The 24,792-nt window shown below is 71.9% G+C and carries 20 protein-coding genes and 1 pseudogene; 8 read left to right on the top strand and 13 right to left on the bottom strand.

Going from position 1 to position 24,792, the window contains the following annotated elements:
• Positions 1 to 52 precede the first annotated feature (52 nt).
• From BJ971_RS10810 to BJ971_RS10840, 7 genes are all read right to left on the bottom strand, one after another.
• Positions 53 to 1,549: a sensor domain-containing diguanylate cyclase gene (locus BJ971_RS10810; protein WP_184992111.1), complete on the bottom strand. Its 1,497-nt coding sequence runs from the start codon at positions 1,547 to 1,549 to the stop codon at positions 53 to 55.
• Positions 1,550 to 1,656: 107 nt separating this feature from the next.
• Entirely contained in the window at positions 1,657 to 2,979 is a 1,323-nt protein-coding gene (locus BJ971_RS10815) for a nucleoside permease (RefSeq protein WP_203709050.1), read from the bottom strand.
• A 45-nt stretch (positions 2,980 to 3,024) separates the two neighbouring features.
• Positions 3,025 to 4,104 carry a Gfo/Idh/MocA family protein gene (locus tag BJ971_RS10820; protein ID WP_184992113.1) on the bottom strand — a complete coding sequence of 360 codons (1,080 nt, stop codon included), beginning with the start codon at positions 4,102 to 4,104 and terminating at the stop codon, positions 3,025 to 3,027.
• A gap of 72 nt (positions 4,105 to 4,176) precedes the next feature.
• Complete coding sequence (locus BJ971_RS10825) at positions 4,177 to 6,291, bottom strand: PQQ-dependent sugar dehydrogenase (RefSeq protein WP_184992115.1); 2,115 nt, start codon at positions 6,289 to 6,291, stop codon at positions 4,177 to 4,179.
• 10 nt (positions 6,292 to 6,301) lie between these two features.
• Positions 6,302 to 7,258: a sugar phosphate isomerase/epimerase family protein gene (locus BJ971_RS10830; protein WP_184992117.1), complete on the bottom strand. Its 957-nt coding sequence runs from the start codon at positions 7,256 to 7,258 to the stop codon at positions 6,302 to 6,304.
• Between the two features lie 252 nt (positions 7,259 to 7,510).
• Positions 7,511 to 7,846, bottom strand: a complete 336-nt coding sequence (locus BJ971_RS10835; protein WP_184992119.1) for a hypothetical protein — start codon at positions 7,844 to 7,846, stop codon at positions 7,511 to 7,513.
• 10 nt (positions 7,847 to 7,856) lie between these two features.
• Positions 7,857 to 9,014: a TetR/AcrR family transcriptional regulator gene (locus BJ971_RS10840; RefSeq protein ID WP_275411328.1), complete on the bottom strand. Its 1,158-nt coding sequence runs from the start codon at positions 9,012 to 9,014 to the stop codon at positions 7,857 to 7,859.
• Positions 9,015 to 9,093: 79 nt separating this feature from the next.
• On the opposite strand from BJ971_RS10840, the gene BJ971_RS10845 reads away from it, so the two are divergent.
• Together BJ971_RS10845 and BJ971_RS10850 are read left to right on the top strand one after the other, a co-directional pair.
• Positions 9,094 to 10,308 (top strand): acetyl-CoA C-acetyltransferase, encoded by a 1,215-nt coding sequence (locus tag BJ971_RS10845; RefSeq protein ID WP_184992123.1) that lies wholly within the window; start codon positions 9,094 to 9,096, stop codon positions 10,306 to 10,308.
• 11 nt (positions 10,309 to 10,319) lie between these two features.
• Positions 10,320 to 12,419: a 3-hydroxyacyl-CoA dehydrogenase NAD-binding domain-containing protein gene (locus tag BJ971_RS10850; RefSeq protein WP_221478769.1), complete on the top strand. Its 2,100-nt coding sequence runs from the start codon at positions 10,320 to 10,322 to the stop codon at positions 12,417 to 12,419.
• Here BJ971_RS10850 and BJ971_RS10855 read toward each other — a convergent pair.
• A complete protein-coding gene (locus BJ971_RS10855) occupies positions 12,370 to 13,500 on the bottom strand; it encodes an acyl-CoA dehydrogenase family protein (RefSeq protein WP_184992125.1) in 1,131 nt (376 codons plus the stop codon). The genes BJ971_RS10850 and BJ971_RS10855 overlap by 50 nt on opposite strands.
• Positions 13,501 to 13,563: 63 nt before the next feature.
• Between BJ971_RS10855 and BJ971_RS10860 the strand changes: the two genes are divergently transcribed.
• Positions 13,564 to 14,994 carry an aldehyde dehydrogenase family protein gene (locus BJ971_RS10860; protein WP_184992127.1) on the top strand — a complete coding sequence of 477 codons (1,431 nt, stop codon included), beginning with the start codon at positions 13,564 to 13,566 and terminating at the stop codon, positions 14,992 to 14,994.
• On the opposite strand, the gene BJ971_RS10865 is transcribed toward BJ971_RS10860, so the two are convergent.
• A complete protein-coding gene (locus BJ971_RS10865) occupies positions 14,960 to 15,622 on the bottom strand; it encodes a GntR family transcriptional regulator (RefSeq protein ID WP_239087093.1) in 663 nt (220 codons plus the stop codon). The genes BJ971_RS10860 and BJ971_RS10865 overlap by 35 nt on opposite strands.
• A 47-nt stretch (positions 15,623 to 15,669) precedes the next feature.
• Between BJ971_RS10865 and BJ971_RS10870 the strand changes: the two genes are divergently transcribed.
• On the top strand, positions 15,670 to 16,458 hold the full coding sequence (locus BJ971_RS10870; RefSeq protein WP_184992129.1) for an enoyl-CoA hydratase-related protein: 789 nt from the start codon (positions 15,670 to 15,672) through the stop codon (positions 16,456 to 16,458).
• Here BJ971_RS10870 and BJ971_RS10875 read toward each other — a convergent pair.
• The 3 genes and pseudogenes from BJ971_RS10875 to BJ971_RS41095 form a co-directional block, all read right to left on the bottom strand.
• Positions 16,444 to 17,100, bottom strand: coding sequence for a TetR/AcrR family transcriptional regulator (locus BJ971_RS10875; protein ID WP_184992131.1), 657 nt, complete (start codon positions 17,098 to 17,100; stop codon positions 16,444 to 16,446). The genes BJ971_RS10870 and BJ971_RS10875 overlap by 15 nt on opposite strands.
• Before the next feature lie 18 nt (positions 17,101 to 17,118).
• Complete coding sequence (locus BJ971_RS10880) at positions 17,119 to 18,348, bottom strand: AMP-dependent synthetase/ligase (protein ID WP_239087094.1); 1,230 nt, start codon at positions 18,346 to 18,348, stop codon at positions 17,119 to 17,121.
• Positions 18,349 to 18,421: 73 nt separating this feature from the next.
• Positions 18,422 to 18,895: pseudogene (locus BJ971_RS41095) on the bottom strand (AMP-binding protein); the annotation flags it as partial.
• A gap of 194 nt (positions 18,896 to 19,089) precedes the next feature.
• Here BJ971_RS41095 and BJ971_RS10885 point away from each other — a divergent pair.
• From BJ971_RS10885 to BJ971_RS10900, 4 genes are read left to right on the top strand one after another with little or no spacing between them, the layout of a single operon-like run.
• On the top strand, positions 19,090 to 20,313 hold the full coding sequence (locus BJ971_RS10885; protein ID WP_184992132.1) for an oxygenase MpaB family protein: 1,224 nt from the start codon (positions 19,090 to 19,092) through the stop codon (positions 20,311 to 20,313).
• Between the two features lie 11 nt (positions 20,314 to 20,324).
• The gene (locus BJ971_RS10890; RefSeq protein WP_184992134.1) at positions 20,325 to 21,536 is read left to right on the top strand and encodes an oxygenase MpaB family protein; all 1,212 of its coding nucleotides are present in this window, start codon (positions 20,325 to 20,327) and stop codon (positions 21,534 to 21,536) included.
• Positions 21,533 to 23,776, top strand: coding sequence for a molybdopterin cofactor-binding domain-containing protein (locus tag BJ971_RS10895; RefSeq protein WP_184992136.1), 2,244 nt, complete (start codon positions 21,533 to 21,535; stop codon positions 23,774 to 23,776). The genes BJ971_RS10890 and BJ971_RS10895 overlap by 4 nt, the downstream gene beginning before the upstream one ends.
• A complete protein-coding gene (locus BJ971_RS10900; RefSeq protein WP_184992138.1) occupies positions 23,769 to 24,254 on the top strand; it encodes a (2Fe-2S)-binding protein in 486 nt (161 codons plus the stop codon). Before BJ971_RS10895 ends, BJ971_RS10900 begins: the two co-directional genes overlap by 8 nt.
• On the opposite strand, the gene BJ971_RS10905 is transcribed toward BJ971_RS10900, so the two are convergent.
• Complete coding sequence (locus tag BJ971_RS10905) at positions 24,246 to 24,656, bottom strand: hypothetical protein (protein ID WP_184992140.1); 411 nt, start codon at positions 24,654 to 24,656, stop codon at positions 24,246 to 24,248. The two genes, BJ971_RS10900 and BJ971_RS10905, sit on opposite strands and share 9 nt — an antisense overlap.
• Between the last annotated feature and the right edge of the window lie 136 nt (positions 24,657 to 24,792).

Here is a 24,792-nt window from a genome sequence, read left to right on the forward strand (position 1 = left end):
GATCGCCTGCCTGCTACGGCGATGGTATCGGCAGGACTGCCGCGGGCCGCGGCTACGGTGCGGTGGCGTGCTTGACCGCGTACATCGCCTTGTCGGCGTGGTCCAGGATGTCGTCGACGCTGAACGTGGTGCCGGGCTCGCACGTGACGACGCCGACGCTGCCGACCACGTGCACGGCGTCGAACCGCGCGACCGCGGCCCGGCGTACCCGCTGGGTCCACCCCCGCACGTCGGCGTCGGGCGGCAGGATCGTGGCGACGATGAACTCGTCGCCGCCGAGGCGACCGTGCAGGTCGCCGGCGCGGCCCGTGCGCGCCAGCGACGCGGCGACCCGGCGCAGCACCTCGTCGCCGGTGGCGTGGCCGTAGGTGTCGTTCACGGCCTTGAACTTGTTCAGGTCGACGAATGCGACCGCCAGCCGGGCGCCGTCGCCGGCGACCCGCTCGCCCGCGGCCCGCAGCCAGCGGTGTATGCCGGCCCGGTTCGCCAGCCCGGTCAGCGGGTCGCGCTCGGCGCTGTCGCGCAGCGCGCCGAGGCGCTGCTCGAGGACCGTGGCACGAGTGGCGGCGACGCTGTGCGCGGTCTCGCGGGCCAGCTGCGCGGCGAGCAGCTGCGCGAACGTGGCCATGACCGCCAGGTCGCGCTCGTCGATGACCATGCCGGTGCTGCTGGCGCCGCACAGCGTGCCGACGATCTCGTCGTGCGCGTCGCGCACCGGCACGCTGGCGTAGGTCGCGATGCCGAGGCCCAGCGCGACGTGCGCGTCGGGCCACACCGCGGCGACGTCCGCGACGTAGTAGCGGTCCTCGTCGATGGAACGGCGGCACAGCGAGTCCTGCCAGGCCACCGTCACGCCCTCGGGGATGTGCAGGCCGCCGGTGTTGTGCGTGTACGCCAGGAGCAGGCCGTCGGAGACCGGGTCGAGCAGCGTCAGGTACGTCGACTCCAGGCCGGTGACCTCGTGCAGCAGCTGCAGCAGGGGCCGGGTCAGCGCCTGCAGGTCGTGGCCGCCGGCGACGGCCTGCGCCAGACGGCGCAGCCCGGGACCGGCCGGTGCGTCGTCGCCGCCGTCGAGGACCTCGCCGATGTAGGCCGCGGCCGCGCGCAGCGTTGCCTCGTCGCGCGGGTTCAGCGTGTCCGCTGATTCCGTACCCGCGCAGCACACCGCGCCGCGTACCTGCCCGCCGACCCGCAGCGGGACGCCGGCGTACGCGGCGATGCCGTACGCGGCGGCGTGCGGATGCCCGGCCAGCACCGGGTGGGTGCCGGCGTCGCCGATCACGGGCGGTAGGTCCCCGGACGCGACCAGGTGGCAGAGCGTGTCCTCGACCGGATGCGCGGTGCCGGCGGGCAGTTCCGGTGCGCCCGGCACGTGCACGCTGTGCGTGACCACCCGCGTGCCGTCGCGGAACTCGCTGACGTAGGCGAGCTGCAGGCCGAGCTGCTCGACGAGCATCCGCAGCGCCCGCTCGATGCGCTGCCCGGCGGTGCCACCGCCGGCGCGCAGCACCTCGACGAGGGCGCCATCACCGGCCGACTGGGTCTGCATGCCAACCCGTGTCGGCCGCCGCCGGTCGAACCTGAGGCCGCTAACCCGACTGCTACCGAAAGCCGGGCGGCCCGCCGGTGACCGGCGGGCCGCTGGGCCGCCATGGGTCAAGGGCTGCGATGGCGCGGCAGACCCTCCGGCGCGACCGTCGTTCCGGGTGCCTCCAGCGTCGTCCTCGATGCGTCGAGCAGGGTCGGGTGTCCCACCGTGCCCCGATCCTTGAACAGGAGCAGGAACAGCACCAGCACGACGGCCGCGATGACGGCCGGGATGATCCAGATCTGGGTCCAGTCGTGACCGTCGGCGGTGGCGAAGTTGTCGACGATGGGTCCCGCCGCGAGCGAACCGATCAGGATGCCGACGCCGTACGTCGCCAGGGTGATCATTCCCTGTGCCGCGCTGCGGAACCGTTCGCCCGCGAACTTGTCGGTGTAGATCTGCCCGGCGACGAAGAAGAAGTCGTAGCAGATTCCGTGCAGGAGGATGCCGAGCAGGAGCATCCAGTACAGGCCTCCGGCATCGCCGAAGGCGAAGAAGACATAACGCAACGCCCAGGCCGCCATGCCGATCGCCAGCGTGATCTTCACGCCGAGGCGGATCAGCAGGAACGGCATGAGCAGCAGGAACAGCACCTCGGACGCCTGGCCCAGCGACTGCACCGCCGCCGCCGAGCGCACGCCGGCCTCGTTGAGGAAGAGGTTGGTGAAGTTGTAGTAGAAGGCAAGTGGGATGCAGATCGCGATGGAGGAGAGGAAGAACACCAGGTAGGAGCGGTTCTTCAGGAGGGCGAGCGCGTCGAGTCCGAGAATGTCGCGGATCGTCGACTTGCCGCCGCTACGGATCGGTGGCGTGGCGGGGAGTACGAAGCTGAACACGCCGAGGATCAGCGACGCGATGGCGGCCATCCGGAACGTCAGGCTAAGTGTTTCGTTCTGTTCCCAGGCCAGCCAACCGATGATGACACCGGCGACGATCCATCCGATGGTGCCGAGCACCCGAACCGCCGGGAACTGCCTCTCCGGATTCGTCATCTGGCGGAACGACACCGAGTTCACCAGGGCCAGCGTCGGCATGTAAAGGATCATGTAGGCGAGGATGACCGGGAAGAACGCGCTGAAGGTGGAGAGCGTGGACGCCCAGAACAGCAGCACGGCACCGGCGATGTGCAGGATGCCGAGGACCTTCTGTGCGGAGAAGAACTGATCGGCGATGAGTCCGATGAAGAACGGCGCGGCGATGGCGCCGAGGGACTGGGTCAGGTAGGCGAGGCTGATCTGGCTTCCGGAGGCCTCCAGGCTGCCGTCGAGGAACGTGCCCATGGTGACGAACCAGGCACCCCAGACGAAGAACTGGAGGAACATCATCGAGGACAGCTTCAGGCGCGTCACCATGTTCATCGCGCCCGGAGACTGTCCGGTGGTGGCAGTCATGGGATGGTGCCTCCTTCACAAGTGGCTGTCCCCGTTAGCGGCCTTTCAGGGCACGTCCACCCAGCCGCCGCCGCGGGCGGAGGTCAGGACGGCGTCGGTGACGACCGCGGCCCGCAGGCCGTCGTCGAATGTGGGTAGACCGTCCGGCGTGTCGCCCGCGGTGGCGGCGTACACGTCCGCGACGAAGGCGGTGAAGCAGTCGAGGTAGCCCTGCGGATGGCCGACCGGGACGATGTTGTACCGGGCGGCGTCGCCGGTCGAGGACTCGCCGCCGCGGGGGACCAGGGCGTTCTGCTCCCGTGAGCCCACCCACAGCGCGTCGGGGAGTTCCTGGTCGAACTGCGCGGATGCCCCGGCGCCGTCGAGGGAGAACCACAACCGGTTCTTGCGTCCCGGTGAGATCTGGCTGACAACCAGCGAGCCCAGCGCGCCCCGATCGGTCTCGAACAGCACTGCCGCCGCGTCCTCGGTGCCCCGCGCTGGTCGATCGTTTCCTCGCGGGATGGCCATCATCCGGGCGACCAGGCGTGCGATGCGGTGCCCGGTGGTGAACTCGACGACATCACACCAGTGCACCCCGATGTCGCCGAACGCGCGGGAGCCGCCGCCGAGCGACGCGTCGACCCGCCAGTTGTGATCCTCGGGACGCGAGAGCCAGTCCTGTAGGTACGACCCGTGCAGCAGGTGCAGGGACCCGAGGTCGCCGCGCCGCACGCGTCCGCGGGCATCACGAACCGTGGGGTAGAACCGGTACACGAAGGGCACGGCCGTGACGGTGGGCGCCGCGGCCGCCAGCTTGGCGAGCCGGCGGGCGCCGTCGAGATCGGTGGAGAGCGGCTTCTCGCAGATCACGTGCTTGCCCGCGGCCATCGCACGCTCGGCGAGCGGCGCGTGCAGGTGGTTCGGCGTGCAGATGTGTACGACATCGACGTCGTCGGACTCGACGAGTTCCTCCGCCGACGGGGCCGCCCGCTCCGCAAGCAGCCGAGTGGCCGCGGCCGCGGACGACTCCGGGCTGTGGCCCGCGACGGCGGCGAGGACGCCGCCCGCCGCCCGTACCGCCCGCGCGTGTACCTCGCCGATGAAGCCCGGGCCGATGATTCCGGATCGAGGGCGACCTGTCATTGGGCATCCCCTCTCAACAAGGTCCGCCTGCTGGGCAGGACGCCGCCCGGTGGGGGCGGCGCCCTGCTCGCCTCACGGAACGGGCGTCAGTACGACCTCATCCGACCCGCTGAGCGGCGGCAGCCCGCCCTCCGGCGCGTCGGTGTAGCTGGCGACGAAGACGCCGCGCAGGTTGCTCGCGCCGGCGTGCCCGGTGTCCACGAACGTCTGGATCGTGCCCGCGCAGCCCGCCGTCGAGGTGAGCGGATGCCCGTGCTCGTCGTGTCCGAGGATGTAGGCGACGGTGACGCGCGCGCAGTCGACCGGCGCGTCGTCCTCGACGGTGACCGTGAAGGTGACCACGTCACCGAATTGGAACGTGCCGCCCGCCGGCTCGGCGGTGAGCGTCACCACCGGGATCGTGTTGCCGACGACGATCTGCACCGATGCCCAGGCCCGCCGGCCGGTGGAGTCGGTGACGATCAGCGTCGCCTCGTAGACGCCGTTCTCGGTGTAGGTGAAGGACGGGTTCTGCGCCCGGGAGTCGATCTGGCCGTCGGCGTCGAAGTCCCACGCGTACCGCAGGGCGTCGCCGTCGGGGTCCGCCGTTCCCGCGCTGCTGAACTGCACGGTCAGTGGTGCCAGGCCGGCCGTGATGTCGGCCGCGACGACCGGCACCGGCGTCCGGTTGCCCCGGGTCCAGTCGATCCTGGCCAGTTGCGCCTCCGGGTTCTCGGAGAAGAACCCGTCGCCGTACTCCAGGATGTAGAGCGCTCCGTCCGGCCCGAACTCCATATCCATCGGGTTGTCGGTCACGACGTCCGGCGCGACGTCCTCGATCGACGTCACCTGGCCGTGTGTCAGGGAGAACGCCTTGATGTAGTCGCGAGTCCACTCGTAGAACAGCGGTTTGCCCTCGAAGGTCCGCGGCCACTTGGTCCGCGACCGGCTCTGCGACGAGTAGTCGTACGCCGGCCCGGCCATCGGGCCGATGCCGCCGGTCTCCAACTCGGGGAAGAGCGCGGACTCGTCGTAGGAGTAGTAGACCTCCGGCTGCTCCACCGGCGGCAGCACCCGGCGGCCGGTGTTGTACCGGGAGTCGTTCACCAATGCGGCGCAGTTGAACGCCGGTCCCGCCGTCTGCGTGGCGAAGTCGTAGTCGCGGTAGGGCATGGTCGGGGTGACGCAGAACGGCCAGCCGTAGTTTGCCGGCTTGTCGATGACCATCCACCGGCCGTGCCCGGCCGGCCCGCGCTCGGGATCCGGGTGGTCCGCGTCGGGCGAGTAGTCGGCCATGTAGACCTTGTCGGTCTTCGGGTCGACGTCGAACCGGAACGGGTTGCGCAGCCCCATCGCGTAGATCTCCGGCCGGGTCCGCGGCGTGCCCGGCGCGAACAGGTTGCCGCGCGGGATGGTGTATCCGCCGCCCGGCTTCACCTTGATCCGCAGCAACTTGCCGCGGAGATCGTTGGTGTTGCCGGCGCTGCGGCGCGCGTCGAACGCGGGGTTGCGGCCCACGCGGTCGTCCAGCGGTACGTAGCCGTCGGACTCGAACGGGTTGGTGTCGTCACCGGTCGACAGGTAGAGGTTGCCCTTGCTGTCGAAGGCGATCTGTCCGCCGACGTGGCAGCAGATGCCACGGTCCACCGGGACGTCGATGATCTGCTGCTCGCTGGCCAGGTCGAGCGTGTTACCGCGCAGCTTGAACCGGGACAGCCGGAGCGCGCCCTTGAACCGGTCCCAGTCGGCCTGGGTGCCGGTGGTCGGCGCGTCGCCCTCGTTCACGTCCGGCGTGGCCGGGTCGTCGACGGGTGTGGTGCCGGGCGGGGAGTAGTACAGATAGACCCAGTTGTTGCGCCTGAAGTCCGGGTCGATCGCGACGCCCTGAAGGCCCTCCTCGTCGTGCTGATAGATCGGGACGTCGGCGGCGATGGGGTTCAGCCCGGTGCGCGGGTCGTTGATCCGCACCTGGCCGGTGCGGGCGGTGTGCAGCACCCGCAGGTCAGGCAGCACGGCGAGGCTCATCGGTTCGCCGGGCCGGTCGTTGAGGGTGACCTTCTGGAACGCGGTCTGGTCGGTGGGCAGCGGGTCCGGCTCGTGGCCGGGGTGCGCGGCGGCGGGCAGCGACGTCAGGCCGGCGAGCCCGGCGAAGGTCGCGGTCAGCACCGCGACGGTGGTGAATCTGCTCGGTGTTCTCGGGTTGGACATGGCCATCCCCTCAGAACCGGATGTTCCGCAGGAACCGGTACCCGACGGCCGCGGTGTCCAGCGCGTCCGCAGGCACCCGAGGGCTGGTGCCGGCGTTGTCCCGTTCGACGATGTACTCCCGGACCCCGGCCACATCGGACTGCGCGAAGATCCGGCGGAAGTCGATCAGGCCGGTGCCCAGGTCGGCGAACCCGCTGTCGATGTTCATGTCCTTGCAGTGGAATTGGCGTACCCGGCCAGGGTGCGCCCGGATCACATCGACCGGGTCGGCGGTACCCCGCCACGACCAGTACAGATCGAGTTCGAGGTGCACCAGGCGCGGGTCGGTGACCGAGGTCAGAACGTCGAACGGCACCCTGCCGGAGCCGTCGGACAGCGGCAGGAACTCGTAGTGGTGGTTGTGGTAACCGAAGTCGAACCCCGCCGCGCGGGCCATCGCGCCGGCTTTGTTGAGGTCCTGCGCGAAGGCCCGCCAGACGGCGACGTCCCGGATCGGGCCGGTCGCGCCGACGCCGAAGAACGGGTGTACGACGTAGTGGCAGCCCAGCGTGCCGGCATCGGCCAGCGTCGCCCGCCAGGCGGCGGCGTCGAACGGCTGCGGGATCCCGAAGTGTCCCGAGGTAGCGCGAATCCCGTTAGCGTCCAGCAGCGCACGGAAGGCGGCCGGCGTGAGGCCGGCCGTTCCGGCGGCCTCGACCCGGGTGTAGCCGATGTCGGCGAGTGCGGCGAGCGTGCCGGCCGGATCGGCCGAGAGCACGTCGCGCACGGTGTAGAGCTGGATGCTGATCCGGTCGACGGGGACCCGGCGGCCGGCGGCGGGTGCGGAGCCGCGTGCGAGCGCGGGCCCGGCGGGCGCGGCGACCGTGCCGGCGACACCGACGGCTGCGGCCACCAGGGCGCCGGAGCGCAGGAATCCGCGACGGCCCAGCTCACCGGGGTTTCGGCTTTCGTCATGAGCGGCGTACATGGGGCGATCTCCTTCCCGGCCCGCGCAAAAGCGGACCGCGACGACGACGGCGCTACGGTCTGGAGGAGCCTTTGAGATCGGCGGTAACGAATACGGCCGTGAGGCTGACGCTACTACCGTGGAATCGATTCAGCCTTTCGAGAGCGGCTGATCGATGAAGCCGCCCGAGACGGCGAACAGGGTTTATCTTTTCATGACAGATGCTGACTTAAACGCCGTGGATCAATGGCGGCGGCAACGGGCGCCCATCGATCAGCGTAGAAGGTCATTCCCCCACATATCCGGGAATGTCAGTGAGCGGCCGCAGCCGAGCGATCGGCATCGGCCGGGCTGGGCGACCTCGCCGCGCAGCCGGCCCGCCACCCGGGTGAGTTCCTCCGCGGTCTGGTGCGCCTGCCATTCCAGCGACTCACGCAGGAAGTCGAACGCGTACCCGGTCTGCCGGCCGGCGAAGTCCGCGGTGCGGAACTTCGCGGTCTGTGCGTGCGAGCGGGTGCGGGCGGCCTCGGCCACCCGGGCGGAGGCCGCGTCCATCCGCGCCTGCCCCCAGAGGCCCGTTCCGATGCTCACCGCCAGCAGCAGCCCCACCAGTCCGCGCTCAGGCGTGCAGGACGGTGAGCGCCAGACCGGCGGTCTGGGTGTCGAAACCGGCGGCGCGGTCGAAGCGGCCCAGGCGGCCGACGTCGGTGATGACGTTGAGGGCGGCGTGCGCCAGGACCCGGGCCTCGGCGACCGCGAGCCCCGGCCGCGCCGCGCGCAGGAGCTGGACCCACTCCTCGACGTGCCGGCGCTGGGCGCCGCGCAGCTGATGGCGGTCCTCGCGCGGGAGGTTGTTGTTCTCCGCCAGGTAGACCGCGACCAGGTCGCTCTGGTCGAACGCGAAGCCGACGTACGCGTGCACCGCCCGGTGCAGCGCGTCATCCGGGTCCGCCGCGCCGGCCACCGCCGACGTCGTCGCCTGGGTGAGGCGGTCGGTCGCCCGGTAGTAGGCGGCCGCCAGCAGGTCGGCCTTGCCGGGGAAGTAGCGGTACACGCTGGAGGCCTGCATGCCCGCGGCCCGGCCGATGTCCTCCATGCCGACGGCGTGGTAGCCATGGCGGTGGAACAGCCGGACCGCCTCGACCAGCAGCAGTTCGCGGCGTGACGCCGGGCGGGCCGCGGCCGGCGGCGGGGCGTCGCCGGCCGGGCGCGGCAGGGCGGGCGGGTCGCAGCGCAGCAGCGCCCGGGCGATGCGGGACAGCGAGGGCTCGGTCGCCGCGGCGCGGTGGGTGGCGACGCTGCCGATGGCGCTCAGCGCCGCGTTGACCAGCAGGTCGACCTGTCCGCCGGTCAGCTCGGGGCGCAGCTCGCGCAGGGGCGCGGCCAGCCGGCCGGTCAGGACGGCCAGCGCGGCGCCGAACTCGCGCCGGTGGTCGGCGCTGAGGTAGCGGCCCTCCCACTGGTAGAGGCCGGCGACGCGGCGGCGGCCGACGGCGACGCCGCCCACCGCGGCGAGCAGGTCGTCGAGGTCGTCGAGGCCGGCGGTCGCGGCGAGCAGCGCGTCGGTGATCTCGCGGGTGGCGTGCACCAGGATCGCGTACTTGTTCGGGAAGTGCTTGTAGACCGCCGGGCCGCTGATGCCGACCACGGCGGCGATCTCCTCGACCGAGACGCCGTGGTAGCCGCGCTCGCAGAACAGTTCCGCTCCGGCCAGGGCGATGCGGTCCTTGCGGTCTTTCGGACGCTTGGCCGTCGGAGGGGTCGTCGCTGCTCGCACCGCTACACCGTAGCGCGGTTGACAAGCGGCGGCGCCGTACCAGAAAGTTAGGCGAGATTCGCACTCGAAAGGTGGTCCATTGACGACCGAGGCGTACATTTTCGACGCGCTGCGCACGCCGCGCGGCCGCGGCAAGCCGAACGGGGCCCTGCACGCGGTTAAGCCGATTTCGCTCATCTCCGACCTGATCGGCGCCGCGCTGCGCCGGTCGCCGGGCCTGGATCCGGCGCTTATCGACGACGTCGTGCTCGGCGTGGTGTCGCCGCTGGGCGACCAGGGCGCCGACATCGCCAAGACGGCGGCGCTCGTCGCCGGGCTGCCACACACGGTGGCCGGTGTCCAGGTCAACCGCTTCTGCGCGTCCGGCCTCGAGGCGGTGAACATCGCCGCGCAGAAGGTGCGCTCGGGCTGGGAGGACCTGGTGCTGGCCGGCGGCGTCGAGTCGATGTCCCGGGTGCCCATGGGTTCCGACGGCGGCGCCTGGGCAATGGACCCGGAGACCGGCTACGACACCGGCTTCGTGCCGCAGGGCATCAGCGCGGACCTGATCGCGACGCTCGGCGGCCACGACCGCGAGGCGGTGGACGCGTACGCGTTGCAGTCCCAGGCGCGGGCCGCCAAGGCCTGGGCCAACGGATACTTCGCGCGGTCGGTGGTGCCGGTGCGGGACCGCAGCGGCCTGGCCGTCCTCGACCGCGACGAGCACCTGCGGCCGGAATCGACCGCCGCGGGCCTCGCCGCGCTGCCCGCCTCGTTCGCGACGATCGGCGACCTGGGCGGCTTCGACGCGGTGGCGCTCCAGAAGTACTACTGGGTCGAGCGCATCGACCACGTGCACACGGCCGGGAACTCCTCCGGCATCGTCGACGGCGCCGCGCTGGTGCTGATCGGCAGCGACGCCGCGGGCCGGGCGGCCGGCCTGACGCCGCGGGCGCGCGTGGTCGCCACGGCGCTCAGCGGCGCCGACCCGACGATCATGCTGACCGGGCCGGCGCCCGCGGCGCGCAAGGCACTCGCGAAGGCCGGCCTCGGCGTCAAGGACCTGGACCTGGTGGAGATCAACGAGGCGTTCGCCGCCGCGGTGCTGCACTTCGTCGCCGATCTCGGCCTGAGCATGGACATCGTCAACGTCAACGGCGGCGCCATCGCGCTGGGGCATCCGCTCGGCGCCACCGGTGCGATGATCCTCGGCACCCTGGTCGACGAGCTGGAGCGGCGCCGCGGCCGGTACGGGCTGGCCACGCTCTGCGTCGGCGGCGGCATGGGCATCGCGACAGTCGTCGAACGAATCTGAGGGGGATACCAATGGTCAGCACCATCCGATGGGAATCCGGTGAGGACGGCGTCGTCCTGCTCACCCTCGACCACCCCGGGCGCTCGGCGAACGTCATGAACGACGAGTTCGCCCGGAGCCTGGCCGAGACCGTCGACCGGCTGGAGGCCGAGCGCGACCGCATCACCGGCGTCATCGTCACGTCGGCCAAGAAGACCTTCTTCGCGGGCGGAGACCTGGAGTCGCTGGTCCGGCTCACCCCGGACGACGCCGAGCGGACCTTCACGGGTACGCGCGCACTGAAGCGGTCGGTGCGCCGCCTGGAGACGCTCGGCCGCCCGGTCGTCGCCGCGATCGGCGGATCGGCGCTCGGCGGCGGGCTGGAGATCGCGCTCGGCTGCCACCACCGCATCGCCGTGGACGACCCGACGATCGAGATCGGCTTCCCGGAGGTCACGCTCGGCCTGCTGCCGGGCTGCGGCGGGGTGGTCCGCACGGTACGCCTGCTTGGCGTGTCCGACGCGCTGGTGAACTGGCTGGTACGCGGCCAGCGCCGCCGCCCGCAGGACGCACTCGAACACGGCCTGATCGACGAGCTCGCCGCGGACGGGCCGGCCATGGTGGACGCCGCCCGGGCGTGGATCGCGGCCAACCCGGACGCCGCGCAGCGCTACGACCGCAAGGGCTACCGGATTCCCGGCGGGACACCCGCCTCACCAGGGCTGGCCGCCCAGCTCCCGGCGATGGCGGCGGTCCTGCGCAAGCAGCTGAAGGGCGCGCCCTACCCCGCGCCCCGGGACATCGTCGCCGCCGCGGTCGAGGGCGCGCAGGTCGACCTGGACGCGGCGTTCACCATCGAGGGGCGCTACTTCACCGGACTGGCCACCGGCCGGATCGCGAAGAACATGATCGGGGCGCTCTTCTTCGACGTGCAGGCGGCCGGCTCGCGGGACATCGGCGACGACCTCCCGCCGCTGCGGAAGGTCGCGGTGGTCGGCGCCGGGATGATGGGCGCCGCCATCGCGTACGTGTGTGCGCGGGCCGGCCTCGACGTGGTGCTCAAGGACGTGACCCTGGAGGGCGCGCGTCGCGGCGCGGAGTACGCCCGCTCCCGGTCGGCCGCCGCCTTCTCGCGCATCCGGCCGACCGCCGAGCTCGCCGACCTCGCGGGCGCCGACCTGGTCATCGAGGCGGTCTTCGAGGACCCGGCCCTCAAGCAGAAGGTGTACGCCGAGATCGAGCAGGTCGCGCCGGACGCGCTGATCGCCTCCAACACCTCGACGCTGCCGATCACCCTGCTTGCCGAGGGGGTGAGCAGGCCGGAGGAGTTCGTGGGCCTGCACTTCTTCTCGCCGGTGGACCGGATGCCGCTGATCGAGGTGATCCGCGGGAAGCGGACCGGCGACGCGACCCTGCGGCGGGCGCTGGGCGTCGCCCGCCGGCTGCGCAAGACCCCGATCGTCGTCAACGACAGCCGGGGCTTCTTCACCAGCCGGGTGATCGGCACGTTCACCAACGAGGGCGTCGCGATGCTCGCCGAGGGCATCCCGGCCGCCACCATCGAGCAGGCGAGCAGCCAGGCCGGGTACCCGGCGCCGGTGCTGGCCCTGATGGACGAGCTGACACTGACCCTGCCCCGGAGAATCCGCCAGGAGACGGCCGCGGCCGTGGTGGCCGCCGGCGGCGACTGGACGCCGCACGCCGCGGACGCCGTCATCGACCGGATGATCGACGAGTTCGGCCGGGTGGGCCGCTCGGGGGGCGCCGGCTTCTACGAGTACCGCGACGGCCGGCGCGCACGCCTCTGGCCGGGCCTGCGGGACGCGTTCGGCGGCACCAACTCCGGCGTGCCGTTCGAGGACCTCAAGGAGCGGATGCTGTTCATCGAGGCGATCGAGTCGGTGCGCTGCCTCGACGAGGGCGTGCTGACCTCGGCGGCGGACGCCAACGTCGGCTCGATCCTCGGCATCGGCTACCCGGCCTGGACCGGCGGCGTGCTGCGCTACGTCGAGCAGTACGAGGGCGGGCGGCCCGGGTTCGTGGCCCGGGCCCGCGAGCTGGCCGCGCGCTACGGCGACCGGTTCACCCCGCCGGAGTCGCTGCTTCTGCCAGGCCGTACGTCTTGGCGATGATCTCGCGTTGGATCTCGCTGGTTCCGCCGTACACGGTGGACACGATCGACGCGCGGACCAGGCGCTCCATGTCGTACTCGGTGGCGTATCCGTAGCCGCCCATCATCTGCATCGCGTCCAGCGTCACCCGGCGGGCGGTCTCGGTGGCCTTCAGCTTGGCCATCGAGCTCTCCCGCGGCAGCACGGTCGCGGGGGAGCGGTCGACCTTCGCGGCCGTGTCGTACACCAGCAGGCGGGCGCACTCGATCTCGGTGGCCAGGTCGGCGAGCCGGTGCCGGAGCACCTGGAACGATCCGATCGGGCGGCCGAACTGGCGGCGCTCCTTCACGTACGCGACGACGTCGTCGAACGCCCGCTGCGCGGTGCCGAGCATGACCGCGGCCAGGATCAGGCGCTCGGCGTTGAGGCCGGCCATCAGCTGCCGCCAGCCCTGGCCGACCTGCCCGACGACGGCGTCGGCGCTCAGCACGCAGTCGGTGAACCAGAGGTCGTTGACCTCGCGCCCGCCCATGGTGTCGATGCCGCTGACGCGCAGCCCGGCCGCGCCCGCCGGCACCTGGAACATGGTCAGGCCGGCGTGCTCGCCCGGCCGGCCCGAGGTGCGCGCGACGAGCAGGATCCGGTCGGCGAAGTGCGCGTTGGAGCACCAGGTCTTCTGGCCGTTGACGACGAACTCGTCGCCGCGGCGCTCGGCACGGCAGCTCAGGTTGGCCACGTCGGAGCCGGCCTCGGGCTCGGACATGGCGATCGACTCGACGGAGCCGCCGGCCACCCCCTTCAGTACGACCTGTTTCTGCAGCGGCGTGCCGAAGCGCTCATAGGCGGCCGCCACGATGATCGACGTGGCGAAGCCGCCGATCGGGGCCATCGCCTTCGCGGTCGTCTCGAGGAACAGGCACAGCTCGACCGCGCCCGCGCCGCCGCCGCCGAACTCCTCCGGCAGGGACAGCCCGAGCCAGCCCAGTTCGGCCATCTTGCGGTACAGCTTCGGGTCGTGTGTCTCGCCTCGCGTCGTGACCTCACGCCGGCAGAAGTCCTCCAGCGCCGCCGTGAAGTTCCGCTGTTCCTCAGTGAGTTCCACTGTGCACCACCTCCGTTGACAGCCACGTTAGGCTATCGAATATCAAATGTCAGGAGGCCGGAGATGCCGGATCTGAAGGCGGTGGAGGTGGCCCGGGCGGCCGCGGAGTGGTGGGCCGGGCAGGGGGCCGGCGGTCGCCGTCGCCACCTGCTGGCGTACAAGTCGTCGATCGCGGGCCGCATCGACGAGCTGGCCGCGCTGATCCGGGCCGAGACCGGCAAGCCGACCGCCGGGGCGCTGCTGGAGGTGATGCTCGCCGTCGAGCACCTCGACTGGGCCGCCCGCAACGCCCGGCGCGTGCTGCGCCGGCGATCCGTCTCGCCGGGGCTGCTGGCGCTCAACCAGGCGGCCGCGGTGGAGTACGTCCCGTACGGCGTCGTCGGCGTGATCGGGCCGTGGAACTACCCCGTCTACACGCCGATGGGCTCCATCGCGCACGCGCTCGCCGCGGGCAACGCCGTGGTGTTCAAGCCGAGCGAGGTGACACCCGGCGTCGGCGAGTGGCTGGCGGACCGCTGGGCGGAGCTGCTGCCCGACCGCCCGGTCCTCCAGGTCGTGACCGGCGACGGCGAGACCGGCGCCGCCCTGTGCCGGTCCGGCGTCGACAAGATCGCCTTCACCGGCTCGACGGCGACGGCCCGCGCGGTGATGGCCGCCTGCGCCGAGCGCCTCACCCCGGTCGTCATCGAGGCCGGCGGCAAGGACGCGCTCATCGTCACCGCCGACGCCGACCTGGACGCGGCGGCCCGCGCGGCCGTCTTCGGCGGGCTGGGCAACGCCGGGCAGACCTGCGCCGGCGTCGAGCGCGTCTACGTGGAGCAGGCCGTCCACGAGCCGTTCGTCGCCGCGCTGGCCGCGCTGATGCGCGAGGTGACGCCGGGCGCCGGGCCGGACGCGCCGTACGGACCGATGACCACGCCCGCCCAGCCCGGCATCATCCGCGCGCACATCACCGGCGCGCTGGCCCGCGGCGCCCGTGCCGTGGTCGGCGACGCCGGTTCCGTGCGGCCGCCGTTCGTCGATCCGGTGCTGCTGACCGGCGTGCCGGAGGGCTGCGCCGCGGTGACCGAGGAGACGTTCGGCCCGGTGCTGGTGGTCAACCCGGTTGCCGGCGCCGAGGAGGCGGTGCGCCGGGCCAACGCCGGCGGCTACGGCCTGGCCGGCTCCGTGTTCACCCGGCACCGCCGGCGCGGGCTGGCCCTCGCGGGCCGGATGCGGGTCGGCGCGGTGTCGGTCAACTCGGTGCTCGGCTTCGCGGGCGTGCCGTCACTGCCGTTCGGCGGTGTCGGCGACTCCGGTTTCGGGCGGGTGCACGGCGCCGACGGGCTGCGCGAGTTCAGCCGGGCCCGATCGGTGACCTGGCAACGCTTCCGGCCGCCGATCGACCTGATGACGCTGCGGCCCTCGGCGTCCGCGCTGCGGGTCTCGCTCGCCATGTTCCACCGGCGGCACGGAGCACTCAGCTCCAGATCCCGAGACCGTCGAGATGCTTGACCAGGCGCTGGGCGCCGTCCGTGAAGTGCCGGGCCATGATCGGCCGGATCGCTGCCGGATCGCCCGCCTCCAGCGCGTCCAGCAGCGCGTCATGGTCGGTGACCATCGCGGAGCGCCACTCCGGATCGGCGGCGTAGAAGCGGGTCGGCGTGTAGCGCATCGCGGCCCGCAGCATCCACGACAGCTTGCGGGCGCCGGCCAGCCGGTTGATGGTGCGGTGGAACTCGAACTCGAGCTGCTCGACCCGGCTGACCTGCCGGCTCTGCGCGGCCCGCCGCAGCTTCTCGTGCTGGCGGCGCAGCTCGGCGAGCTGATCGGGGGTGATGCCGGCCGCGACCCGGGCGGCGAGCTCGCCGGCGATGTCGCCCTGGAGGCCGAACACGTCGAGGATGTCCTGCCGGGACAGCGGGGCGACCACGTGCCCGCGCCGCGGCTGGAGCTCGACCATGTCCTCCGCGCGCAGCATCAGCAGGGCCTCGCGCACGGGGGTGATGCTCAGCCCGGTCTCCTGCGCGACCTCCTCCAGCCGGATCCGCTCGCCCGGCCGCAGCTGACCCGACATGATCCGGTCGCGCAGCAGGGTCGCGACCGACTCGGACAGCTGAGGTTGCGCCATCTTCAGTTCCACGCCGCCTAACATATCAAATGTCACATATCTGAAACTGGGGTGAGGCGATGAGTTTGCGCGAGGCCACCGTTGACGGCGTACGGACGATCTGGTTCGACCGGCCCGAGCACCGTAACGCGATGACGTCGGCAATGTTCCGGGACTACTACGCGGCGCTGGCCGCGGCCGACGCCGATCCGGGGGTACGGGCCATCGTGGTCACCGGCTCCGGCGACTGGTTCTGCTCCGGCGCCGACCCGGAGGCGCTGACGGCGCTGCTCGACGGCGGCAACCGCGACCGGATGGCCGGCGAGCTCGGCTTCGACCCGCACCTGCCGGCCACGCTGGGCACGCCCATCGTGGCGGCCGTCAACGGCGGCGCGGCCGGCCTCGGCCTGGTGCACGCGCTCTACGCCGACGTGCGCTTCCTGGCCGAGGAGGCCCGCCTGGCCGCGGCGTTCAGCCGGCTCGGCCTGATCGCCGAGTACGGCAGCGCGTGGCTGCTGCCCCGGCTCATCGGCGTCGGCAACGCGCTGGACCTGCTGGTGTCCAGCCGCAAGATCGATGCGGCCGAGGCGCTGCGGATCGGCCTGGTCCAATGGGTCCTGCCCCGCGATCAGGTTCTCGCCGCGGCGCAGGCGTACGCGACCGACCTCGCCACGAACTGCTCGCCCTCGGCGATGGCGGTGATCCGGCGGCAGGTGTGGTCCGGCCTGGAGACCGGCCTCGCCGAGGCGTCCGCCGACGCCGGGCCGCGGATGGTCGCGGCGCTGGGCGGCACCGACTTCCACGAGGCGTTGGCCGCCCGTGTCCAGGGCCGGGCGCCGGCCTTCGGCCCGCGGTCACCGGGGCTCTGACGGCGGGTCCAGCATCGGCACCAGGTAGCGGCGGGCCACCGCGCGCAGCTGCCCGGTGTCGTCGATGTCGACGACACCGCCGGGCGTGACCAGGAACGAGCAGGACAGCCGCGTCATCAGCTCGGCGACCACCTCGACGTCGACGCGGGCGGAGATGTTGCCGGCCTGCTGCTCCCGGCGCAGCTGACCGGCGACGAAGCGCTGCACGGTGGCCAGGGTCCGCCCGCCGTCGCTGACCAGCGACGGGATCAGCACGTCCGGCTCGGCGCTCATCAGGCCGCCGATCAGCGGGTTGCGCCGGATCGCCTGCAACGAGCTGACGAAGCCGAGCACCACCCGGTCGGCGACCGTGCCGGCCTCCTGGATGTCGATCAGGAACCGGTCGAAGTAGCGGCGGAACTCGCGCCGGACCACCTGCTCGACCAGCGCGTCCTTCGTGGCGAAGCGGCGGTAGGCGGTGATCCGCGAGAGCCCGGCGCGGCGGGCGACGTCCTCCATCGTCGAGCGCCGGATGCCCATGCGGCAGAACTGCTCGTACGCCGCGTCGAGCAGGCGCATCGTCACGTCGTCGTGGTCGCCGGCCTGCTCGACCGCCTCGGCGAAGGCCCGCTCCAGGAGGGATTCGGAGAGCAGCGGCTCCATGATCGTCCTCCCCGCGGGCTACCTGGATGCACCGGCTGTTTCATCGTATAGAGCCTCGATGGCGTCCCGGTGGCGGTCGGTGATGACCCGGCGCCGCAGCTTCAGGGTGGGGGTGAGCTCGCCCGACTCCGGCGTCCAGCCGGACGGCAGCACCCGGAACGACTTGACCTGTTCCGGGCGCGAGAGGCGGGCGTTGGCGGCGTCGACCGCGGCCTGGATCTCGGCCAGCAGCCGCGGCTCGGCCGCCAGGTCCGCCGGCTCGGTGCCGGCGATGCCGTGCGCCTGCGCCCACCGCGGTGCGACCTCCTCGTCCAGCACGATCAGCGCGGTGACGTACGGCCGGCGGTCCCCGATCGCGACGGCGTGCCCGATCAGCGGGTGCGCGCGCAGGTGGCTCTCGATCAGCGCCGGGGAGATGTTCTTGCCGCCGGCGGTGATGATCAGCTCCTTCTTGCGGTCGGTGATGCTGAGGAACCCGTCGTCGTCGAGCGTGCCGATGTCGCCGGTGGCCAGCCAGCCGTCCTCGCCGGTGACCGGCTCGACGCCGCCGCCGGCGCGCAGATAGCCGGAGCAGATCAGCGGCCCGCGTACCTGAATCTCGCCGTCGTCGGCCAGCCGGACCTCCATGCCGGGGTTGGGCCGGCCGACGGTGCCGGTGCGGAAGTGCTCCGGGGTGTTGATGGTGGCGGTGCCGGTGGTCTCGGTCATGCCCCACACCTCGAGCACGTCGAGGCCGACCCCGGCGAGGAAGCGCAGCACCTCGACCGGGATCGGCGCGGCGCCGCTGCCGGCCCACTCCACGTTGTGCAGGCCGAGGCCCGCCCGCATGGGCCGCAACACGGCGGCGTCGGCCTGCCCCAGCCGGGCGGCCAGGTCGTCGGGCACCGGCCTGCCGGCGGCGCGTAGCTCGTACGCCTCGAGGGCGAGGGCGCTCGCGGCGCCGAACGCGTCGCGTACCGCCGGGTCCGCGGCCGCCAGATGGGCCTGTAGCCCGGCGGCCATCTTCTCCCAGACCCGCGGCACGCCGAAGAAGACCGCCGGGGCGACCGCGCGCAGCGCCGGGATCAGCAGGGCGGGGTCCGGGCAGATCGTCACGTGCCCGGCGCGGTAGATCGGGCTGTAGACACCAAGGATCCGCTCGGCGATGTGCGCCAGCGGCAGGTAGGCCACCGAGGACGGATGGTCGGGCACGGCGACCGTCGCCTCGAGCACCTGGGCCTGGTAGATCACGTTGGTGTGGCTGAGCACGACGCCCTTCGGCTCGCCCGGTGGTGCCGGAGGTGTACAGCAGCGTCACCGGCTGCTCGGGCCGGATCTCCCGCCAGCGCTTCTCGAACGCCGCCGGGTCGTTGCGGTGCGCGGCCTCGCCGAGCTCCCGGATCCGCGGCAGCTCGTCGGCCATGACGACCCGGCGCAGCTCCGGCAGTTCCGCCAGGATCGGCTCCCAGCGGGCCAGCTCGGCGGGGCCCTCGAGCACGACCACCTGTGCGGCGCTGTGCAACGCCACGTACTTGAGCTGCTCGGTGCTGAGCGTGGAGTACACGGTGGAGGGCACGGCGCCCAGGTGCAGCGCGGCCAGATCGACAAGCCAGTGCTCCGCCCGGCCGGACATCATGATCAGCATGTGGGTGCCGGGCGCCAGGCCGATCTCGGCCAGGCCGCGGGAGAGCACGGCCACCTCGTGGTGCAGCTGCGCCCACGTACGGGTGTCGTCGCGGCCCAATGTGCTCAGCGCCGGAAGGTCGCCGAACGCCGTGGCGTTGCGGTGCAGCAGTGCCGGGATGGTCAGATCCATTGTGGCACTGTAAACGAGGACTAACTTCCTGGGTAGGCGATGTTAGGAATGCGCGACTTCCGGCGTACAGGATGCCGAGATTACGGGAATCGCGCCTAACGTCTTGTCGCCGCCGACATGCTGTGTTCCCATGCTTGATACACGGAAGCAACATTTGTTTCACCGTATCAGCAGTCGGCCATGAGGAGGCCAGGGTGGAACCACTGAGCAGGCGCAGGATGTTGCAGGCGGGCGGCGCGCTGGGCGCACTCGGCGCGCTCAGCGTCGCCCAGCCGGCGCGGGCACAATCGATCTGGACCTGGTCGGCCGCGGGATCCGTGGCCGGCGCGGGCGTCGGCACCGATCCGCGGTGGGTGTGGGACGAAGAGGCCGACCCGCTGGTCGCCTCGCTCATCGACCGCGGCGACGTGCCGGCGGTCAACGCGCTGCTGCGCACCTGGACCACGAACGGCCAGCCGCTGCCGTCCGGGCTCCCCGCCGACCTGCGCGACTTCATGGAGCGCGCCCGGCAACTGCCGTCCTGGGCCGACGAGCGCAAGCTGGCCCTTGCCGTCGACTTCAACACCAAGCGCGGCCTCTACCTCGGCGTCCTGTACGGGCTTGCCAGCGGCATGATGAGCACCGTCATCCCCAAGGAGGCCCGCGCCGTCTACTACTCCCAAGGCGGCGCGGACATGAAGGACCGCATCTCCAAGACCGCCAAGCTCGGCTACGACATCGGCTCGCCGAACGCGTACCGGCCCGAGGGCGAGATGATCGTGACCTCGGTCAAGACCCGGCTCGTGCACGCCGCGGTGCGCCACCTGCTGCCGCAGTCGCCGCAGTGGGCCGACCGGGCCGAGGAGGACATCCCGATCAGCCAGCGCGACATCATGGTCACCTGGCACAGCCTGCCCACCACGGTCATGCGCAAGCTGGTCGACTGGAGGGTGCCCATCCCGGCCGCCGAGTCCGCCGCGTTCCTGCACTCGTGGCAGGTGGCCGCGCACATGCTCGGCGTCCGGGACGAATACATCCCGGCGTCCTGGGACGAGGCGAACGCGCAGGCCGGCCAGGTCCTCGACCCGATACTGGCGCCGACCACCGAGGGCGTGCGCCTGGCCGACATCCTGTTGAAGCTGGGCACCCCGATCGACGCGGGCATCCTCAGCAAACCCATCCTCGGCGCGTTCACCCGCTTCATGCTCGGCGACCGGATCGCCGAGTGGCTCGACATCCCGCGCGAGCCGGTCTGGGATCCGCTGCTGCGCACCGCGTGGGGGCCCTTCATCGCCGTACGGGAGGGCCTGCTGCCGTTCCCGCTCGCGCCGCAGGCCTATTGGCTGTTCGACGAGTTCCTGCGCAAGGCGGCGCTGCTGTTCCTCTCCAACGCGCGGCCGATCAGCATCGAGATCCCCCTCACCAACCGTCCCTCGTAGGAGTCGCCGTCATGAGTGAGCTGAGCAGGCGCAAGGTGCTGATATCCGGGGGAGTCCTTGGTGCGTTCGGCGCGCTGGGCATCGGATCCCCGGCCCGGGCGGTGCCGTGGACGTGGCCGTCGAGCGGTTCGATCGCCGGCAGCGGCTCCGGCGAGGATCCGCGCTGGGTGTGGGACGACCTGGCCGACCCGGTCTCCCGGGCGCTGCTGGAGAGCGGCGACGTGCCCGAGGTCAACCGGCTGCTGTGGGACTGGAACCGCAACGACCAGCCGCTGCCCGGCGGCCTGCCGGCCTACGTGCGCGACTTCATCGAGGAGGCGCGCCGGCTGCCGTCCTGGGCCGACCGGACCAAACTGGAACGGGCCGCCGAGTTCAACAAGTCCCGCGGCATCTATCTCAACCTGCTCAACGGCGTGGGCGGCGGCATGCTCAGCACCGCCATCCCCAAGGAGGCCCGCGCGGTCTACTACTCCAAGGGCGGCGCCGACATGGAGGACCGCGTCGCCAAGACGAGCATCCTCGGCTTCGCGGTGGGTGCGCTCAACGCGTACCGGCCGGACGGCGACTGCATCGTCCAGGCGGTGAAGACGCGGCTGGTGCATGCGGCGGTCCGGCACCTGCTGCAACAGTCGCCGCACTGGACCGGCGGCATCCCGATCAGCCAGGAGGACATCCTGGTCACCTGGCACACCCTGCCCACGTACGCGATGCGCGCCATGCGCGACTGGCGGGTGCCGATCAGCGCCGCCGACTCACAGGCGTACCTGCACGTCTGGCAGGTGACCGCGCACCTGCTCGGTGTCCGCGACGAGTACATCCCGGCGACCTGGGCCGCCGCCAACGCGCAGTCGGACCAGGTGCTGCCGCCGAACATGGGACCGACGCCGGAGGGCGTGATCCTGACCGACATCCTGCTCGGCCAGCTCGCCGAGCAGACCAGTCCCGCGAGCATCAGCCGGCCGCTGTGCAACGCCCTGGCCCGCTACCTGGTCGGTCCCCAGGTGGCCGGCTGGGACGAGATACCGCGGGAGCCGGTGTGGGAGGCGCTGATCGCGACCGCCTGGCCGGCGCTCGTGAAGTTCCGCGAGGGGCTGATCCCGCTGCCGCTGGTGCCCGAGTCCGCCTGGGTCATCGACGAGGCGGTGCGGCGGTACATCCTGTTCTATCTGACCAAGGGCCGCGAGACGAAGATCGAGATCCCGACGATCAACCGGCCGGAATGAGCCCGCCGTTCGGCCGCCGGCGCCTGCTCGGATATGTGCTGGCGGCCCCGATCCTCGTGACGGCCGCGCCCCTGCGCGCCTCGGCGCGCGACCTCACCGAGGTGCTCGACCTCAACGACATCATGACCGCGGCGGCGCTGCCGACCTCGGGCCTGATCACGGTCGAGGTCAACCAGGACGGCACCGTGTCGTTCGCCCTGCCGCGCGCCGAGGTGGGGCAGGGCATCACCACCTCGACGGCCATGCTGATCGCCGAGGAGCTGTCCGTTCCGCTGCGGCGTGTCCGGGTGACGCTCGCCGACGCCCGCCCGGAGCTGCTGTTCAACCAGCTCACCGGCGCGTCCAACACCACCGTCTCGACGTACACCCCGATCCGGGTCGCCGCCGCCGTCGCCCGTCAGCGGCTGCTGGCGGCGGCCGAGGCGGAGCTCGGCACGCCGGCGACCGGGCTGCGCCTGGACGCCGGCGTCATCACCGACGACCGGGGCCGCGGCATCGACATCGGCACCCTCGCCGTCAAGGCCGCCAGCCCGCGGACGGCGCCGGTGCCCGTCACGCTGCGGACCCGCGAGAGCCTCACCGTCATCGGCCGGCCGCACAACCGGGTCGACGCACTGGACGCGGTGACCGGCCGCAAGCGGTTCGCCATGGACCTCGACGTCCCCGGCGCCAAGCCGACGATGGTGTGCCGCGCGCCGACCATCAACGGCACCGTGCGCTCGGTGGCCAACCTCGCCGACGTCCGCGCCATGCCCGGCGTCACCGACGCGGTCGTGATCTCGACCGGGGTCGCGGTCCGTGCGGAGACGTTCGGCCAGTGCATAGACGCCATCCGTACGCTGGAGGTGACGTGGCGGCCCGGCACCGCCGAGGGCGAGAGCGACGAGACCGTGCTGCGCCAACTCGCGGCCGCCGAGCTGCCGCTGGGCCCGCGCCCGCCGACGCCGGTCGTCGAGGGCCGGTTCACGTTCCACTTCCGCGGCAACAGCGCGCTGGAGCCGAACTGCGCGATCGCCGACGTGCGCCGCGACCGCGCCGAGATCTGGTCGTCGCTGAAGTCGCCGATCGTCGCGCAGGAGACCATCGCGGCCCGCCTCGCTCTGCCGCGCGGCCGGGTCACCGTGCACGTCACCGAGGGCGGCGGATCGTTCGGGCGCAAGCTGTTCTTCGACGCGGCCCTGGAGGCGGCCGAGGTCTCCCAGAAGATCGGCAAGCCGGTCAAGCTCATGTGGCACCGCGCCGACGACACCCGGCAGGGCCGCGCGCATCCGATGGCCACCTCGCGGGTGCGGATCGCCTACGCCGGCGACGTCGTGCTCTCCTACGAGCAGCGGCACACCAGCATCACCACCGACCTCGGCCACGGCATCGGCGAGCTGTTCACCGCGATGGCCGCGCGGCTGCCCATCGGCGGCGCCGCGTTCTCCCAGATCTTCTTCCAGTTCAGCCAGACCTCCCCGTACGCCTTCGGCAGCCACAGCCGGCTGCTCAATGAGACCGGCCGCGGCTTCAACACCGGCAGCATGCGCAACGTCTACTCGCCGGACGCGACGTGCGCCCGGGAGCTGATGGTCGACCAGCTCGCCGCGCGGATGAACAAGGACCCGTACCGGTTCCGCCGCGACCTCCTGCGCGACGACCGGGCCCGGGCGGTGCTGGCGGCGGCGGCGACCGCCGGCGAGTGGGGGCGATCGCTGCCGGCCGGCGTCGCGCAGGGCATCGCGTTCCACAGCGAGTACAAGGCCGTCAGCGCCTGCCTGGTGGAGATCGACTGCCGCCCCGCCACCGCGAACCGGCCCATCCGCGACGGCGTCGGCGGCCCGCGCGTCACCCGGGTCGTCTTCGCCGTCGACGTCGGCCTGGCCGTCAACCCGCGCGGGCTCGAGGCGCAGATGATGGGCTGCGTCATGGACGGCATCGCGCTCGCCCTGACCTCCAGCCTGCACCTGCGCGACGGGTACTTCCTGGAGGCGAGCTGGGACAACCACTTCTACACGCGACAGTGGAACACGCCGCTCGACCTGCGGGTCATCATCATGCCGAGCACGTCCGAGCAGCCCGGCGGCGCGGGGGAACTCGGCGTCGCGGCGTCCATGGCGGCGGTGGCCTGTGCGTACGGCCGGGCCACCGGCACCCTGCCCACCCGGTTCCCGATCAACCACGGGACGCTGTCGTTCGTACCGAAGCCGACGGTGCCGCCCGTGCCCGCGTCCCCCACCGATGGGATACGCCATGCCTGAGCACTCCTTCCGGGTCAACGGCACGCCGGTCACCGTCGACGTGCCCGGCGACGTGCGGCTGCTGTGGGTGCTGCGCGACATCCTCGGCATCACCGGGCCGAAGTACGGCTGCGGCATCAACGTCTGCAAGGCCTGCACCAGCCACCTCAACGGCCGGGCCGTCAGCCCCTGCGCGATACCCGTCGGCGACCTCGGCCCGGACGACGAGGTGACCACGATCGAGGGCCTCGCGGCCACCGCCGGCGCGGAGCTGCATCCGATGCAGCAGGCCTGGCTCGACCACGACGTCGTCCAGTGCGGCTACTGCCAGCCCGGCCAGATCATGGCGGCCGTCGACCTGGTCCGGCGGGTCGCCGCAGAGGGCCGCGCTGTCACCGACGCCGACCTGGACGGCATCCGCAACGTCTGCCGGTGCGGCACCTACTTCCGCATCCGCGCGGCGATCCGGGCGGGCGCGGCCGGCATGGGATCACCGTGAGCTGAGGCTGGTCAGGTCGGCCCAGATGTGGTCGATCGCCGCGGCAAGGGCCCGTACCGTCCGGTCCTGGACGGCGGCGCGGCGGGCGCCCGAGGGGAGGGTGGCGGACCGGGCCAGCTCGTCGGCCGCGTCGGCCAGCCTCGCCAGCGTCGGCCGCAGGTGGACCGGTCCGCGCCGCGCCGACTGCGCCGCGCGTACCGCGAGGTCGCGCGCGCCGCGCCGGATCAGCTGCTGCTCCGCGAGGGAGCCGTATCCGCTGACGTACACGCAGATCGTCTCGCCGTCGGCCAGCAGGCGACGCAGGTCGGCACAGTGTGGCCTCCGGTCCGTGCGCCGGTGCTGCCAGCAGACGATCACGGCGGCGGACAGGAGGGTGCTGATCATGTCCAGGTCGATGCGCACGGTTCCGTCTCCCTAGCAGGGGAAATGAGGTGACGGCAGGTTTCTATCTCAAAGATCGGCGGTTAAACAGGTACGCAGACATGTACCTGTTTTGGCGTGAGCGATCAGTCACTTGGGGTGATAAATTAGGTACGCA

Source organism: Amorphoplanes digitatis, from assembly GCF_014205335.1.
GTDB lineage: Bacteria > Actinomycetota > Actinomycetes > Mycobacteriales > Micromonosporaceae > Actinoplanes > Actinoplanes digitatus.